The following is a 14,674-nucleotide window of genomic DNA, read 5'->3' on the forward strand; positions in this document are numbered from 1 at the left end:
GCCCGAGGTCGCGAACACAGACAGACGACGCCGGACGATCCGCACAGAGCTTGTAAGCGAGGCATCAGACGGGTCAGGACGTCAACGGGTTCGGGAAACGCGAATAGTGCCGATGCAACGACCTGACCTGGCCTACCCAAAATTCCATCTTCGCCGACTTCGATGGATTCCGTCCGAGCAGTCCCATTCGCGTCGCAAGGTCGTAGAAGCCAGGACCTGCATCGTTGGCGTCGAGGTACCGCACTAGCGCTGAGATCATGAGACCCGTCGCGGGATAGTTCCGCTCCACGATCAAGCCGAGTAGCCGTCCCATCGCAGCGCGCTCATCTTCGCGGTCAAAGTCGAAACCTGGAAACCCTGTCCGGCGCACCAACGTGGCGTTGAGTTCCGTGTAGGTAGTGACGTTCTCGATCCGCGCACGTTCAACGAGAAAGTCCAGCCCGACCGAGGTCAGCCGCTCCCACGTTGCGTCATCTCGGCCATACAGCGACATGGCACCGCCTCCACCGTTGAGGCTAGTCGATGGCCGCGGCCCTCGGCAGCCCCGTGGCTGCAGCGGCGGCAACCGAGGCGCGGCGGCCAGGGGCCGCTTACCGGTGCAGTCGTCCTACAAGTCAGCAGAAAGTCAGCGAGTGTGGTGATACCTGATCGGCGCCGATGGTCACGGTCGAAGGCTGATGAAGGCAGGACCAGGGAGAACGATAGACGCCGACACTGATTGACAACGCGGACCAGGCCCCCAGCGGGGGCCACTGGTGGCGGCGGGGACGGGTCAGCGACCTACGCGGATGCGGTCAGCGGCGTACAGCTCGCGGGAGCCGTCGGCGCGGAAGATCACGATGACCGGGATGCCCTCGCCGATCTCCAGCTCGCGCCGCTCGGCCGGGGTAGGCATCCGAGCGGTCGCGGTGTCGCCCTTGAGTAGAGTCACCGTTTCGGTCGGTTCGACAGCGCGAACGAACGTGCCGCGCGGCGGTTCCACGATCACGAGCCCTTCCGACCGGAGCAGTGCTACCGCTTGTCGGACGCTCGTGCGGCTCAGCCCGTACTCCTGAGCCAACCGCAGCTCGCTGGGCAGTGAAGCCCCAGGCGCGAGGTCGCCAGACGTGATCCGGTCTCGCAGGAGGTCTGCGAGCTGCCGAAACACGGCACGATCCGCACTGGGGTCGATCACGAAAGTGACGCTACGTGTCCAACAGCTCTACATCTTATTGTATCTACAGTCCTACGTCGTTACGGTGATGTGAGCTGCGGCATCGCGCCGTGAGCCGGCCTGCGGGGATACCTGCAACCTCGATCGAGAGCCGAGGGGAGGCCCGATGCCTCGTGTCTCATACGAGGAGTACCTGATCGCTGTCGCGCTCACTCTGGCCAGACGGCACCGGCCGGTCTGGTCATGGGAGCGATGGCGGAGGGTCTGCCGATGCGGAAGCGAGCTGCCCTGCCGTACAACGCATCGGATCCCGATCAATCGAGGCCACTGGCCTTCACAGGATGACCCGCGAGGTGCCCTGCCAACGGGCCAGCCGGCCGCGCGGGAGACGCCGAGATGACTACTCACCTGCCAGTCACGCCAGCTTGGATCTGCGGCGGCTGCGGTGCCGACTGGCCCTGCCAGACGCGCCGAGGAGAGCTGCGAGCCGAGTACTACCGCGCCCCGATCTCGCTAGCCCTCTACCTGGCGACCCAGCTCGTCGACGCCGCCCAGGACCTGACCCACGTCCCCGCCGGCCACCTGCACCACCGGTTCCTCGGCTGGACAAGAGGATGAGCATCCTGCGACCCGGCGACGAGAAGTTCCACTACAGCGACGGCTCCCACAAATGGATCCCACCGGACCCGGACTACGACCAGGAGGTCTGGGACGAGCAGATCCGCCAGCACAAGCAAGGCCACCTCAAGAACGAGCGCCCGAAGGTCCGCGTCCAGCGCCTTGTCTGATGCCAGCAGTACAGCAGCGAAGTACAGCAACCGTGCCAGCCGAACCGGGCCGAGAAGCACGGCAGCAGGCCTGCTGACCTCGAACCACACCGCAAGAAGCCCGGCCGCCGGCAATCCATAGGTTCAGGGTTCGAGTCCCTGGCGGCCCACTCCGTTCCAGCTCAGCGGCCTCTGTCGGTTGGACGATCATGTCCGCCGGCTGGCGTGCCTGCCGCAGAACTGGAAGGAGCGACGTGGGAGCGAAGACAGCCCTACTGGCATTCACCGACGGCGACATCCGTCCGGCGCTGCGTGGCGCCACGCGGTCGGAGCGATCCGAGACCGAGGCGTCGGTACGTCAGGTCCACCCCGGCTACGTCGTCGAACCCGCCGATGACAACACGTTGCTCGACGGCACCTACCCGCCGGACGACTTCACGTACGCAACCGTGCTGGCCGGGGCAGAACTGTACTGCGACCGGCGGCTCATGCTCGATCGCCCGTCTGAGCTACCGGAACACCTGCGCCGAGCCGGAGCAGGCCGGCGAATCATCGTGCACGGGATGCACTCGGTCGTGGACTGGCTCGGCTTCGCAGTTTGGGAGGACGGTGTGCTGATCAGATCGCTGAGCCTGTCGCCCGACGGGGGCATCCAGGAGAACATCGGCAAGCCGTACGACTTCGAGTTGCCGTACTGGGCCGGTGAGCATCCCGTCGAGCCAGTACCAGGCTGGCACAATCAGGACCCCTACCCGCTGCCGTTCCATCCCCTCGATCTCGGCGAGGAAGCGTTGCGTGCGCTGTTCGGCTTCATCATCGAGGGCTCTCCTTGCCCCGACGACATCGACGCCGACTCCGTTCACCTGCACGGCTTCCGCACGATCGACCCGTCCGGCGAGGAACAGGCCGTCCGCGAGGCCGCCTACGCGGAGGCACTACAGACCATGGGGCCGCCCCGGACGTACCGCATGGGGCCGGACGGAACGCTGCACGAGGTCGGCGCCAACAGCGTCCGCGCGGACGTCAGGGCACGCTTGACGTGAGCGGACCGGGCGGCGGCCTACGCCGCCCGGGAGGGCGGGTCGATGACAGACGGAGTGGCCAGAGTCGCTCGCCGGGTTTGCGAAACCAGGTCAGTCATGGCGGTGACGGACGATGTGGTGGAGGTGGCGGATCGTGTCCTCGCGGTCGTCCTCGCTGATCGAGTCCCACAGGTCCGCCAGCCAGTAGAGCGAGCCCGACAGCATCCAGGCCCAGCCGCGTACCCAGGTCGCCTCGTCGAAGCCGAGCGCCTCCCGGTAAGCGGCACGCGCACGGCCGTCGAACAGGCTCCAGCCCGGCCGCACCTCGACCGCCGGGTCGCCGCGCCCGAGACCGCCGAAGTCGATCACGCCGGTGAGCCTGCCCCGGTCGACCAGCAGGTTGCCGGCCAGGAGATCACCGTGCAGCCACACCGGCGGCCCCGGCCACTCGTCGGCCGCCATCGCCTCGTCCCACGCCGCGGTCACCGCCGGCCCGTCGATGCGGTCGCCCAGCGCCGCGATCGACCGGCGGGTCAACTCGTTCCGCCGCGCCAGCGGTACGCCGCGCTGGATCCCCTCCTTGACCGGCCCGTCCATCGGGTCGATGGCCATCATCGCGCGCACGAAGCCAGCGAGGTCGACGGCGAGGTCGACGTGGTCCTGCCCGGCTTCCGGGTTGCGCCCGTCCAGCCACGGGACGATCGTCCACGGCCACGGATAGTCCCGGCCCGGCCGGCCGACCGCGATCGGCACCGGGACCGGCACCGGAAGGTGCGGCGCCAGCCGCGGCAGCCAGGTCGCGTCGCTCGCCACCTGGTCGACCGCCCACTGGGCCCTTGGCAGCCGCGCGGTCAGGGCATCACCCAGCCGGAACAGCGCGTTGTCGGTCCCGGTCAACGGCTGCGCGACGATCGGTAGGCCCGACCATTCGGGGAACTGCTCGTCGATCAGGGCGCGGACCTGCTCGACCGCGACGACGATTTCTCCCGGGCGCACGGCGCGACCATAGAACCAGCTCGATCATCCTGCCAATCGAATTCGAACCCGCTGGAGCGTCCGAGCAGTTCCGCGCCGTGCCGGCGTCGGGCGGGTCTACGAGGACCACGTCCAAGCCGTCACCAGGCCGTCAGGCCGCTCGTAGCGACCAACGACGACCACTGGCGACGACGTCTACCCGGGGCTCACTGGGGCAGGCTTGACCTCAAGCATGCTTGAGCTACCAATCTCGGGTCATGCGACGACTCACTCAGGCAATCAGAGGTGCTTTACCTGCGCGCAGGCGGGCAGAGTGGCGCCGTGCTGCACGGATGACGGCGGCCGCTGACCCGACTGTGCCCCCGCTGGCTCGTATCCTGCTGCTCGCCCCAGAGCTGCATGGGTCGACTGCCAGAGAACCCGGGCGGTTCGAGTAGGCAAGGAGAGCCGGTGCGCGGAGGCGAAGGCGGCGTGCCGAACACAACGCCCAGAACTTGTCGGCGAGTCGTCAACGACAGGCCGGTCAGGCCGCTTGCAGCCGTCGCGCGATGTCGATGAGAGCGGCGAAGGTGTCTCGGTCTTCGTCGGTCGGGCGTGGAAGCGGCGTCGCGGTCCGGTGGTGACGACGGAGGTGGTCTGCCGCAGCAGCGATCACTCCACCTGCCCCCCAGCCACAGGCCTGATCCGCGGTGAAGTACTGCCGTAGGGCTTCGGCGGCATCGGGGCCGGCCAGAACAACTGCGGCGGTCGCGAGCGGTGGCGCATCGAGGGAACCCCGCGATGTGGCCAGAGCATGGAGAACCGCGGCGGTGACGTCTGCGCCGCCGACTCTGACCGAGTACCAAGCGCCCATGACACGGGTCCGCCAGCCGTCTCCCAGGAGGGCGACTACATCGCTTGCGGTTGTGGCTCGGTTAGCCTCCGCCACGGCCGAGAGCAGAGGAAGTCCGTATCTGAGGGCGTTGGTTCCCATCATGTCGAGGTAGAACGGTACGACGTACTGGGCAACCAGTCCTTCGCTGCTCCCTTGATCCATCCTCGCAAGGTAGCCAGGCGCATCGCGTGATGACCGTGGACGGGCGGCCGTTTTCGGCATCAGGGTGACGCGATCTGGAGGAAATCCACCCGCAGTGGAATGAGCGGCGGCGAATGCGGCGAGGTCTCCGACAACCTGCGGGGCGTGGTGCTGGTCCGCGACACCAAGGACCGCGACGGCGGCACCCTCCACGTCACCCCGGCGTCGTGGCGCTCATTCGCCTCCAGTGGCCAAGCAAGTCGGCCCTGCCGCCCGTGGGTGGAACGCCATGGGTGTCTCAAGCCCGCCCGCGCCCGTCGAGTCCGGGTGATCATGAGGTTGACGGCCGTTCGGAGATCCACAACTGCCACTATTCCTCGAAGTGGAAGGCGAAGGTGCCCGCCTCGATGCGGTCGATGAGGTCACCGACGTTGTCGGCCTGCCTGATGGCGCTGTCCCACCCACTGCTCGTGATGTCGGCCAGCAGCACCGGTGCGGGATCGCTGCGTAGATCGAGCACGAGCTGTTCACGGGAGCCGTCGCCGCCGATGATCGCGATGCCGGGGTGCCCGTCGTCGGCCTCGTCCCACGCGTCATGCAGCTGGAGCATCTCGTGGGGCGAATTGAGCCACACGTAGGCGCCGCCGGCCATCCAGCCTCGGTGGAACCACGACTCACCTTGGAGGTAGGTCCGCCAGGCGGCGGGTAGAGTTCGCGCCAGGGCGTTCTCGGCGTCGGTGAACTCCTGGTCGTCCACCGGGCCGCGGTACTCGGCTTCCTCCCTGATCGCGCCGACGATGTGGGCGTTGAGGTCGGCAAGCTCCTCGGCAGGGATCCAGTACTCCAGCACGTCGCGGCCACCGACCTGGTGAACCTCGTAGCGGTCCAGGTAGGAACGCTGGACGTCGAACCGGGTCACGTGGCCGACACCCTCGGCGGGGACGTTCCACTCGCGGGCGATCTTCGTGGCGTACCAGCGGTTGAGCACCGGGTAGAAGATCGGCTGGTCCGGCAGGCGTGGTGGCCAGGCCTGCCAACCGGACGCCGCTACGAGGTCGAGTTCGGCCCGCCCGGCGGGCCGCCACAGGGTGATCGTGTCGGCGTTGTCGATGGTCCGCTCCTCGCCAATCGTGGTGGTGGCGCGATTCGGCTATCGGCAGAGCGAGCCGATCAACTCCTCGAAGCCGGGAAACTCTTTCCGCGCTGCGGCTATGACATCATCTGCCGAGTTCCGATGCGACGGTGCCCAGCGCTGGGCGACCTCCGCGAGACGGGCGTCGGCTCGGGGCTCATGTTCGTGATCCGGGTATGCCGTTGCTTCCCACGGCCCGAAGCCGTCGGCCAGAAGCCACAGGTAGGCCCAGAGGTTCTGCGCTACGACTCCCGTCTCGCCCTCCGAGCCGAGAAACACCACCGGCTGCTGTTCGATCGGCTCGTCCGGGCGAACCAGCCAGAAGGCGGCGAGACCACCGGTGCCGTCCTGCCCGAAGACCCGGAACTCGGACCCGTCCAGCTCCGCGTTTCCCGTCCACGCCCGCCACCACTCGGCGGTCTCACTGGCGTCGAGGAAGTGCGGGTACGGCTCGAAGTCAACGCCGGCGCCGTCCCGATGGTCGAAGCCGGACTCCTGAGCTTCGGACAGCGGGGGTGGCAGGGTACGACCGTCGTCTTTCACGGCAGCACCCTAGCCAGGAGGACCGACGGAACCGCCGACAACGATTCGGTGTCACGGCGGGGTTCCCGGGCGAAAATCTGTCGCGCCCGTGCCTTAATCTCAGCGCACGACCCCTATCGAGGGGCCTTGATGCACGGGGAGTGCAGATGAAGCCTTGGCGCCTTCGCGCGCTTGTCACGACCGTGGCCACCGCCGCGGTCGTTCTCTCGATCACGGCTCCGGCCGGTGCCGCCACGGCGGCCACCCCGGTTCTGGAGATCACGTCGATCGCCTTCGACCGCACCCAGGTCGACGTCACGCAGGACTACGCCAGCGTCGCTCTGAACTGGACGATCACCGACCGGTCCACCAAGGCCCGGAAGATCAACGGCGCGGTCGAGCTGCGCCAGTTCGCCGGCGACCAGCAGGTCGGTCAGCCCCGGACGGTCAGCTACGACCTCGACTGGGGCGCACAGGTCCGCGGTTCGGGGACGGCGCAGGAGTCCACCTACAGCTACGACTTCGCCGTCCCGCGCTACGCCTCGACGGCGGAGACGGTCTGGCGGGTCACCAAGGTGACCATCGCCGACGACGTCGCCCACGCCCGTACGGTGCGTGACCCGGGTCCGGCGGCGCTGGCCGTGACGCAACTCGTCGACACCGAGGGGCCGGTGGCCGAGCAGCTCTACCTCGACTTCGGTCAGCCGCGCGAGGTCTACGACGACGGTTCGGGGGTGACGTTGCGCTACCGGACGCAGCTCACCGACGAGAGCGGCTTCAAGCGGGGCAAGCTCACCCTCGCCGGCCCGGGTGGCGTGCGACTCAGCTCGACCTTCCAGCTCGTCCAGAACGGTTCGCAGTGGTCGTGCAACGGCGACGTGTCCTACGACCCGACCTGGGTGGGGTGCACGGTGGCGATCGCCGTGCCGGCCGGTTCGGCGTCCGGCACCTGGCGGGTGGCGCGGGTCGACCTGACCGACGTCTGGGGCAACACCCGCACGCTCACTTCGCCCGAGGGGCCGGCGCCGGTGCAGGTGACCCGCAACGACGTGGTCAGCGCATCCGACTTCGCGCTCACCGAGTCGCAGGTGAACAACTGGCGCAAGCCGGCGTCGACGACGCTGACCTTCAGGCCGCAGGGCGCGGTCCGCGGCCTGGCCTCGGTCGACCTGGACCTGTCCCGGTGCTCGCAGCCGTCGCACACGCCGGTGGTGCGTGACGACGGTTCGGTCTCGGTGGAGATCGTCGTGCCGTGGAGCTGGGCGAGTTCCTGCGAGATCAACGGGGTCAAGCTGACCGACGGGGCGGGCAACGTGGCGCTCTACGGCACCACGTACGGCGCCCCCGACCTCGGGCTCACCATCACCCGGGTGCCGGACGAGAAGGCGCCGGTGGTGCTCTCGGCGACGCTGCCCAAGGCGACCTGGACGTCGCAGGAGACCGAGGACGCGTGGGGGCTCGGCTTCGACGTCACGGTCGAGGTCGACGACTTCGCCCCGATCAACGGCACCAGCGCGACGATCTACGACAGCGAGGGCGTCTCCCAGGGCGGCATGTACGGCGGTGAGCACGACGACGGCACCGGGGTCTTCCACCTGGCCGTGTCGACCGGTCGGCTGGCGCCCGGGCGCTACACGATCGGCTTCTCGCTGACCGACGAGGCCGGGAACACCAGCCACTGGGGCTACCCGAACGCCGGCAACCCGATCCCGAACGGCCCGCTGGTCCTGACCGTGGTCGCCGACTGAGTCCGGCCCGGCCCGGCCTGCATGGCCGGGCCGGACCGCTCGCCGGCGGCCGTGAAAGCTTGCGGTGGAGTGAACTCCAGCGCCTAGCGTCGCCGCCATGGCACAGACGACAGGCATGGCACTGACGGCACCCGGTGGCAGCTGGGAGCCGTACACCTTCGAGCGCCGGGCCCTGCGCCCGGACGACGTCGCGGTCCGCGTCACCTGGTGCGGGGTCTGTCACACCGACCTGCACGCGGCCGAGGCCCTGACCGCCGGGTCCGCGCGGCTGGTGCCGGGGCACGAGTTCGTCGGCGAGGTCACGGCCGTGGGCGGCGACGTCACCGGTTTCGCGGTCGGCGACGCGGTCGCGGTGGGCAACATCGTCGACTCCTGCGGTACGTGCGGCGCGTGCCGGGCCGGCGAGGAGCAGTTCTGCGTGGACTTCCCCACGCTCACCTACGGCGGTCAGGACCGGATCGACGGCAGTGTGACGCTCGGCGCGTACGCGCGGGACTACGTGGTGCGGGAGTCGTTCGCGTACCCGTTGCCGGGCGGGCTGGACCCGGCGGGCGTGGCGCCGTTGATGTGCGCCGGGGCGACCGTGTTCGAGCCGCTGCGCCGCTGGGGCGTCGCCGCAGGCCAGTTGGTCGGAGTGGTGGGGCTGGGTGGTCTCGGCCACCTGGCGGTGAAGTTCGCCAAGGCGCTGGGAGCGCGCGTCGCGGTGTTTACCACGTCGCCGGGCAAGGAGGCGGGGGCGCGTACGCTCGGCGCCGACGAGGTGGTCGTCTCCGGTGACGCGGAGGCGATGGCGGCACAGGCCGGCCGGTTCGACTTCATCCTCGACACGGCGTCGGCCAAGCACGACCCGTCGCCCTACCTGCGGGCGCTGCGGATGGACGGCACGCTCTGCATGTTGGGCATCCCGGATCGGTACGAACCGGAGGCGCTGGCGCTGCTGCTGGGCTACAAGCGGCTGGCGGCGTCGGGCAGCGCCGGCCGCCCGCGTACCCGGGAGATGTTGGAGTTCGCGGCGCGGCACGGCATCGTCGCCGACGTGGAGCGGGTGCCGGCGCGTGCGGTGGGTGACGCGCTCGACCGGCTGGCCCGCAACGACGTGCGCTGGCGGTTCGTGCTGGATCTCTCCGACCTGGGGTGACCGACGTACGGTTGGCGGGTGAACGCGCCTGCCACCGCGCTCGGCATCCGCGAGGTGTCGGAGCTGACCGGCCTGACCCTCGACACCCTGCGCTGGTATGAGCGGGAGGGCCTGATTCCGCTGGTGAAGCGGTCCTCGGACGGCCGCCGCCGGTACGGGCCGGCGGCCGTCCGTTTCGTCCGGCTGGTGCAGGCGTTGCGCCGTACCGGCATGCCGATCGCCGAGATCCGCCACTTCGTGGTGCTCGGCCCCGGCACCCCGGAGCACTCCGCGCAGCGGCTTCGGATCCTCCAGGAGCAGGAGGAGCGGCTGCACCGGCGTCGCGCCGAGCTGGACGAGGACCTGCGGGTGATGCGGCACAAGATGGCGGACTTCCGCGACCTGATGGCGCACGGCCGCACCTGCGAGGACGACGACGATCTGCCCGACGACTGTGGTGGCCCACCGCCGGAGCGGTGAGCCACCACGGGTCGTCAGTTGGCGACGAGCTGGAACCGCTGGTTGGCCTGCCCGTTGCAGTCGTACAGCTGGATCTGCTGCCCGTTGCCGGTGCCCCAGACGTCGAGGCAGCGGCCGGACTGGGCACCGGTGATGGTGCCGTTGGAGTTGACGTTCCACTGCTGGTTGGCCTGGCCGTTGCAGCCGTAGATCTGGACGGCCGCGCCGTTGCCGGAGCCGGCGGCGTCCAGGCAGCGGCTGCCGCCGTAGATCGTCAGTTGCTTGCTCCCGGTGTACGTCCACTGCTGGTTGGTCTGCCCGTGGCAGTCGTAGAGCTGCACCCGGGTGCCGTTGGTCTGCGACGAGTTGGGCACGTCGACGCACCGGCCCGACTGGTTGCCGAGGATCCGGCTGGCTCCGCCGGACGGCGGCGGCGTGGTCGGCCCGGAGGTCGGGGTGGCGGTCGGCGTCGCCGTCGGGGTGCCGGTCGGCGCCGGGCCGGCGGCGTTGAGGGCGTTGAGAACCGAGGTGTACGCGGCCTTCTTGTTGCCGCCGCCGTCGAACAGCAGCGGGCTCTCGTTGGAGCGCCACGAGTCGCTGTCGCGGACACCCCACACGGTGATGCCGATGCAACGCGGGACGTTCAGGCACGCCTGGGTCAGGCCCTGGTACTGGCTGGTGGACGAGTTGGTGACGTCGACCTCGGTGAGCGCCACGTCGACGCCGAGGGCGGCGAAGCTGGACAGCGTGGTCTGGAAGTTGCTCGGCAGCGAACTGCCGCCGGTGAAGTGGGTCTGCAGACCGACGCAGTCGATCGGCACGCCCCGGGACTTGAAGTCCTGGATCATCCGGTAGACGCCCTGCGTCTTGCCGTACGACCAGTTCTCGATGTTGTAGTCGTTGTAGCAGAGCTTGACCGACGGGTCGGCCGCCCGCGCGGTGCGGAACGCCACCTCGATCCAGTCGTTGCCGGTGCCCTGCAGGTTCGAGTTACGGCGACTGCCGTCCTCGTTGAACGCCTCGTTGACCACGTCCCACGCCGCGAGCTTGCCCTTGTAGTGGGCCATCACACCGTTGATGTGGTTGATCATCGCGTTGCGCAGCGTGCTGCCCTGCATGTTCTGCATCCAGCCGGGCTGCTGGGCGTGCCAGGCCAGGGTGTGACCGCGGACCTTCAGGCCCCGCTGGGTCGCCCAGTTGTAGATCTGGTCGCCGGAGTTGAAGTTGAACTGGTTCTGGTTCGGCTCCGTCGCGTCCGGCTTCATCTCGTTCTCGGCCGTGATCATGTTGAACTCACGCGCCGCGATCGTGCTGTAGGTGGAGTCGTTCAGCCGGCTCGCCGCGATGGCGGTGCCGAAGTAGCGGCCGGACTGCGCCGCCGCGGCGCCCAGGGTGGTGGCCGCCTGGGCCGAGCCGGGCACCATCAGCGCGGTGGCGGCCAGCGCCAGCGATCCGGCGGCAGCGGCCGCCAGCATGCGGTAGCGGTGCCGCCTCAGTGGACGTTCCATGACACTCCTCTGCATATCGGACGGGTGATGCGCAGGGTTGTCGACACGGTTCGCGTACCTGGCGCGGAGGCGCCACCGGGCGGTACGCGTTCCGGGTCACCGGCCCTGAAACTTTCGGAAACGTACCGGTAACTCCAGGGCAAGATACTTCGATGGACCGTCATTGGTCAATGTCGATGACCTCGCAGTTCACTGCGAGGGTCAGGTGAGTCCGGACCGGACGCGTTCCGGAAATTTCCAGTGAGCGCCGCCTCTCCCTTCTCAGCCGAGGGCGGTGCACTGCGGCGGCAACCGCAGCTCCAGTTCGATCTGCACCTTCTCCTGGCTGACCGTGATCGGCTCCGGGCGGCCGGTCCAGTAGCCCTGGGCGAAGTCGACCTCGCACCGGCGCAGCAGGTCGATGGTCTCCTGGTCCTGGACGTACTCGGCGGCGACCCGGATGCCGAGCGTGTGGCACAACTCGACCAGCGTCGACACCACGGCCTGGTCGGCCGGCGATCGGCAGAGGTCGACGATGAAAGTGCCGTCGATCTTGACCAGGTCCACCGGCAGGTACTTCAGGTGGGTGAGGGCGCCGTATCCGGTGCCGAAGTCGTCGAGCGCCAGGTGGCATCCGATCTCCCGGATGCCGGTGGCGAACGCCAGCGCCTCGTTACGGTTCTCGATCAGGGCGGTCTCGGTGATCTCGAACGTCAGGCACTCCGGGTTGACCCCGTGCCGGCGTATCGCCTCGGTCACGTGGGCGAGCAGCCCCGGGTCGGCAAGCGACTTGCCGGAGATGTTGACCTGGTAATGGGAGGTCTGGGCACCACGACCGATAAGCTCCAGGGCGTGGTCGACGACCCACCGGTCGACCGTGAGGATCTCGCCGACCCGCTCGGCCATGTCGAGGAAGGCCCACGGCGCGACCGGCTCACCCGTGTCGCTCCGCACCCGCAGCAGGATCTCGTGCCGGGTGACCTGGTTGAGCTGGAGATCGACGATGGGCTGGGCGTAGAGGGCGAACCGACTGGCCGCGACGGCCCGGTGGATCCGGGACCGGCATCGGTCCGTCCGCGTCCGCTCCTCGACCGGCTGATCGAGGACCTCCACCGCGGCGTTGGCGCGGCGCGCGTCGCGGGCCGCGTGCTCCCCGTCGATGATCAGGTCGAATCCGGTCGTGGCGACATCACTGTCGAAGTGCACCACCCCGGCAGAGATGTTGAGGCGCAGGGGCCGCTGGCGGACGCGGAACAGGTGGTTGCGGAGCGTGTCGACGATCCGGGCCGCCAGGTCCTCCGCGCCCGCGGCCCTCCGCGCGAGGAGCACCCCCCACGAGCCGGAGCCGAGTAGACCACAGGTCACCTCCTCGCCGACGACGGCACGGAGCAGGCCGGCGACCTCCGCCGTCACCTGGTCCCGGTCCTCGTCGGTGAGCGCCTCGGGCAGTCGGTTGGCGGGCTCGGTAGCCACCACGACGAGGGCGCCCCCGGTGGTGCGGCGCGCCCGGTCGACCTCGTCGATCACGAAGCCCCGGGTCGGCATGCCGGTGAGGACGTCCCGCACGGCCAGGTCGGGGCCGAGCATCCGACTGCGGACGGCGAGCCGGCGGCGCTCCTGCCGGGCCAGTTCGAGAACGGTGACGTCCTCACCGGTCGCGATGATCCCGGACGGCTCGCCCGCGTCGAGGAGTATCTCGAGATGGCAGTGCACGTGGCGGATGCGACCGCCCGGCTGGACTACCCGGAAGACCACCTCGTCGGGGCAGTTCCGCGCCCAGACCGTCCGGACCGCCGTGCGGACCCGCCGGGCATCGGCGGGATGGACCAGGTCGAAGAACGTCTCGGGCGTAAGGCGCAGCGTTCCCGGGGCGTGCCCGAAGATCATCGCCATCTCGTCCGACCAGGAGAGCCGACCCGTGGACCGGGTCCGGTCCGGGCCGGCCACCCAGGTGATCGTTCCCAGTTTCGACAGCTGGGCGGCGCGCGCGATCCTGGTCGCCTCGTCGACGTCCCCGGTCAACGGGTCCGTCAGATCGGCGTCGACCAGTATCTCGTAGCCCTCGGCGACGGAGAGGTCGTACTGGCTCTGCACGGTGCGCGCGACCCGGCGCGCCCGGGCCAGTTCCAGCGGGCTTGGTGCGGTCTCGGCCAGCGCCAGGATGTCATCGAGATCCACGGCGCTCCCCCTGACGCCGGCGGTCCACCGAGCGGGTGAAACCGGCCCGTTCGGCCAGCTCGCCCAGCCCTTTGCGGGCGGCGGCCTTGTAGGAGCGGACGCTGGTCTCGGCCAGCCCGAGGATGCGGGAGATCTCCCGGTTGGAGAAGCCCTCCCGCGACATCTGGAACACCTCGGCATGCCGGGCGGGAAGCTGCCGCAGCCAGGCCCGGAGCGTCTCCTGCGCCTCCCAGACGTCGGCGATGTCGGAGTGGGGCGCCGGCGGCAGGTCCTCCGGTGCCACCGCGGCTTCCCGGTGCCGCCGATGACGGTCCTTCAGGATCTTGAACCGGGCGGTCCGGATGATCCAGCCGATCCGCCGGTCGTGGTCGCGGACCTTGGACCACTCCACCCGCGCGTGCAGGTACGCCTCGTGCAGGGCGTCCTCCACCACCTCGCGGTCCCACCACACCGACCGGAGCACCCGCTCCACCGTGTGGTACGACTCCTCGACGAAGGCGGCGAACTCCTGGTCGTGCTCGGCCTTCCGGCGTACGGCCTGCGCCTCGCACGCGGCCTCGTCGACGGTTGGATCCGGTGTCCGGGCGGCGGTGCCGTCGACGTCGCTCACGCCGCCTCCTCGGTGACCTCGGACTTCGGCAGGCCGCGACCGCCCAGTTCCACCTCGCGGTGTCCGTCGCGGTCCCGCTCCACGATCCGCACCAGGTCGTGGTCGGCCTCCGCGAGCCGGATGAGCCAGGTCACCCGAGCCGCGGTACGTGTTGTCGCCTCCCGCTCCTCCTGTATGCGTGCCCGGTATGCCACGTATCCCCGCACCAAGCCACCGACCACGCCGGCCACGGCCACGGCCACCGCCAGTGCTGTGTTCATCGCTCCCCCTCGGCCCCCTTGGATTGCCAATTACTATCCGTGGCGAGGGGCGAATGTAGACGGCCATCCGTCCACAATGTTTTCTAAGATCGATGATCAGCGCTTCCAGCTGCGCATACAGCAGAAAGTCATGCCTGAGGAACGCTGCGCCAAGGGTTTTCGGAGCCGATTGATCGGCAATTTGCATGTGCGTTCGGTGACCGTCAGCAACAAGCCGGTCACCTGGATG

At 69.1% G+C, this 14,674-nt stretch carries 15 protein-coding genes and 2 pseudogenes; 7 read left to right on the forward strand and 10 right to left on the reverse strand.

Annotated elements, in window-relative coordinates:
* Positions 1-73 precede the first annotated feature (73 nt).
* Positions 74-493, reverse strand: coding sequence for a hypothetical protein (locus tag O7598_RS28505; RefSeq protein WP_269694286.1), 420 nt, complete (start codon positions 491-493; stop codon positions 74-76).
* Between the two features lie 279 nt (positions 494-772).
* Positions 773-1,174: a GntR family transcriptional regulator gene (locus O7598_RS28510; protein ID WP_269694287.1), complete on the reverse strand. Its 402-nt coding sequence runs from the start codon at positions 1,172-1,174 to the stop codon at positions 773-775.
* Positions 1,175-1,549: 375 nt separating this feature from the next.
* Between O7598_RS28510 and O7598_RS28515 the strand changes: the two genes are divergently transcribed.
* The 3 genes from O7598_RS28515 to O7598_RS28525 all read left to right on the forward strand — a co-directional run bounded on the left by O7598_RS28515 (position 1,550) and on the right by O7598_RS28525 (position 2,963).
* The gene (locus O7598_RS28515) at positions 1,550-1,771 is read left to right on the forward strand and encodes a flavin reductase (RefSeq protein ID WP_269694288.1); all 222 of its coding nucleotides are present in this window, start codon (positions 1,550-1,552) and stop codon (positions 1,769-1,771) included.
* The gene (locus tag O7598_RS28520; protein WP_269694289.1) at positions 1,768-1,941 is read left to right on the forward strand and encodes a hypothetical protein; all 174 of its coding nucleotides are present in this window, start codon (positions 1,768-1,770) and stop codon (positions 1,939-1,941) included. The genes O7598_RS28515 and O7598_RS28520 overlap by 4 nt, the downstream gene beginning before the upstream one ends.
* A 233-nt stretch (positions 1,942-2,174) precedes the next feature.
* A complete protein-coding gene (locus O7598_RS28525; protein WP_269694290.1) occupies positions 2,175-2,963 on the forward strand; it encodes a DUF6928 family protein in 789 nt (262 codons plus the stop codon).
* A gap of 90 nt (positions 2,964-3,053) precedes the next feature.
* On the opposite strand, the gene O7598_RS28530 is transcribed toward O7598_RS28525, so the two are convergent.
* Complete coding sequence (locus O7598_RS28530; RefSeq protein WP_269694291.1) at positions 3,054-3,938, reverse strand: aminoglycoside phosphotransferase family protein; 885 nt, start codon at positions 3,936-3,938, stop codon at positions 3,054-3,056.
* Between the two features lie 502 nt (positions 3,939-4,440).
* Positions 4,441-4,953 carry a DUF6000 family protein gene (locus tag O7598_RS28535; RefSeq protein WP_269694292.1) on the reverse strand — a complete coding sequence of 171 codons (513 nt, stop codon included), beginning with the start codon at positions 4,951-4,953 and terminating at the stop codon, positions 4,441-4,443.
* Positions 4,954-5,052: 99 nt separating this feature from the next.
* Here O7598_RS28535 and O7598_RS28540 point away from each other — a divergent pair.
* Positions 5,053-5,172: pseudogene (locus O7598_RS28540) on the forward strand (DUF397 domain-containing protein); the annotation flags it as partial.
* Between the two features lie 526 nt (positions 5,173-5,698).
* Here O7598_RS28540 and O7598_RS28545 read toward each other — a convergent pair.
* Positions 5,699-6,043, reverse strand: a pseudogene (locus tag O7598_RS28545) (ADP-ribosylation/crystallin J1); the annotation flags it as partial.
* 39 nt (positions 6,044-6,082) lie between these two features.
* Positions 6,083-6,607, reverse strand: coding sequence for an SMI1/KNR4 family protein (locus O7598_RS28550; RefSeq protein WP_269694293.1), 525 nt, complete (start codon positions 6,605-6,607; stop codon positions 6,083-6,085).
* Positions 6,608-6,753: 146 nt separating this feature from the next.
* Here O7598_RS28550 and O7598_RS28555 point away from each other — a divergent pair, with 146 nt between their 5' ends.
* From O7598_RS28555 to O7598_RS28565, 3 genes are all read left to right on the forward strand, one after another.
* Positions 6,754-8,334 (forward strand): Ig-like domain repeat protein, encoded by a 1,581-nt coding sequence (locus O7598_RS28555; RefSeq protein ID WP_269694294.1) that lies wholly within the window; start codon positions 6,754-6,756, stop codon positions 8,332-8,334.
* Between the two features lie 97 nt (positions 8,335-8,431).
* On the forward strand, positions 8,432-9,472 hold the full coding sequence (locus tag O7598_RS28560) for an NAD(P)-dependent alcohol dehydrogenase (RefSeq protein ID WP_269694295.1): 1,041 nt from the start codon (positions 8,432-8,434) through the stop codon (positions 9,470-9,472).
* Positions 9,473-9,490: 18 nt separating this feature from the next.
* Complete coding sequence (locus tag O7598_RS28565; protein WP_269694296.1) at positions 9,491-9,931, forward strand: MerR family transcriptional regulator; 441 nt, start codon at positions 9,491-9,493, stop codon at positions 9,929-9,931.
* Between the two features lie 14 nt (positions 9,932-9,945).
* Here the strand turns inward: O7598_RS28565 and O7598_RS28570 are convergent, their stop codons facing one another.
* From O7598_RS28570 to O7598_RS28585, 4 genes are all read right to left on the reverse strand, one after another.
* The gene (locus tag O7598_RS28570) at positions 9,946-11,418 is read right to left on the reverse strand and encodes an endo-1,4-beta-xylanase (RefSeq protein ID WP_332367395.1); all 1,473 of its coding nucleotides are present in this window, start codon (positions 11,416-11,418) and stop codon (positions 9,946-9,948) included.
* 261 nt (positions 11,419-11,679) lie between these two features.
* Complete coding sequence (locus tag O7598_RS28575) at positions 11,680-13,575, reverse strand: EAL domain-containing protein (RefSeq protein WP_269694297.1); 1,896 nt, start codon at positions 13,573-13,575, stop codon at positions 11,680-11,682.
* Positions 13,562-14,185, reverse strand: a complete 624-nt coding sequence (locus O7598_RS28580) for an RNA polymerase sigma factor (RefSeq protein WP_269694298.1) — start codon at positions 14,183-14,185, stop codon at positions 13,562-13,564. Before O7598_RS28580 ends, O7598_RS28575 begins: the two co-directional genes overlap by 14 nt.
* Positions 14,182-14,445: a hypothetical protein gene (locus O7598_RS28585; protein ID WP_269694299.1), complete on the reverse strand. Its 264-nt coding sequence runs from the start codon at positions 14,443-14,445 to the stop codon at positions 14,182-14,184. Before O7598_RS28585 ends, O7598_RS28580 begins: the two co-directional genes overlap by 4 nt.
* Between the last annotated feature and the right edge of the window lie 229 nt (positions 14,446-14,674).

It is taken from the genome of Micromonospora sp. WMMC241 (assembly GCF_027460165.1).
GTDB classification, from domain to species: Bacteria; Actinomycetota; Actinomycetes; order Mycobacteriales; family Micromonosporaceae; genus Micromonospora; species Micromonospora humi.

Bases quoted from the DNA above. Each gene is read 5' to 3' on its own strand.
- O7598_RS28505 (WP_269694286.1), bottom strand. From the start codon at position 493: ATGTCGCTGTATGGCCGAGATGACGCAACGTGGGAGCGGCTGACCTCG.
- O7598_RS28515 (WP_269694288.1), top strand. From the start codon at position 1,550: ATGACTACTCACCTGCCAGTCACGCCAGCTTGGATCTGCGGCGGCTGC.
- O7598_RS28520 (WP_269694289.1), top strand. From the start codon at position 1,768: ATGAGCATCCTGCGACCCGGCGACGAGAAGTTCCACTACAGCGACGGC.
- O7598_RS28535 (WP_269694292.1), bottom strand. From the start codon at position 4,953: ATGGATCAAGGGAGCAGCGAAGGACTGGTTGCCCAGTACGTCGTACCG.
- O7598_RS28555 (WP_269694294.1), top strand. From the start codon at position 6,754: ATGAAGCCTTGGCGCCTTCGCGCGCTTGTCACGACCGTGGCCACCGCC.
- O7598_RS28560 (WP_269694295.1), top strand. From the start codon at position 8,432: ATGGCACAGACGACAGGCATGGCACTGACGGCACCCGGTGGCAGCTGG.
- O7598_RS28570 (WP_332367395.1), bottom strand. From the start codon at position 11,418: ATGGAACGTCCACTGAGGCGGCACCGCTACCGCATGCTGGCGGCCGCT.
- O7598_RS28585 (WP_269694299.1), bottom strand. From the start codon at position 14,445: ATGAACACAGCACTGGCGGTGGCCGTGGCCGTGGCCGGCGTGGTCGGT.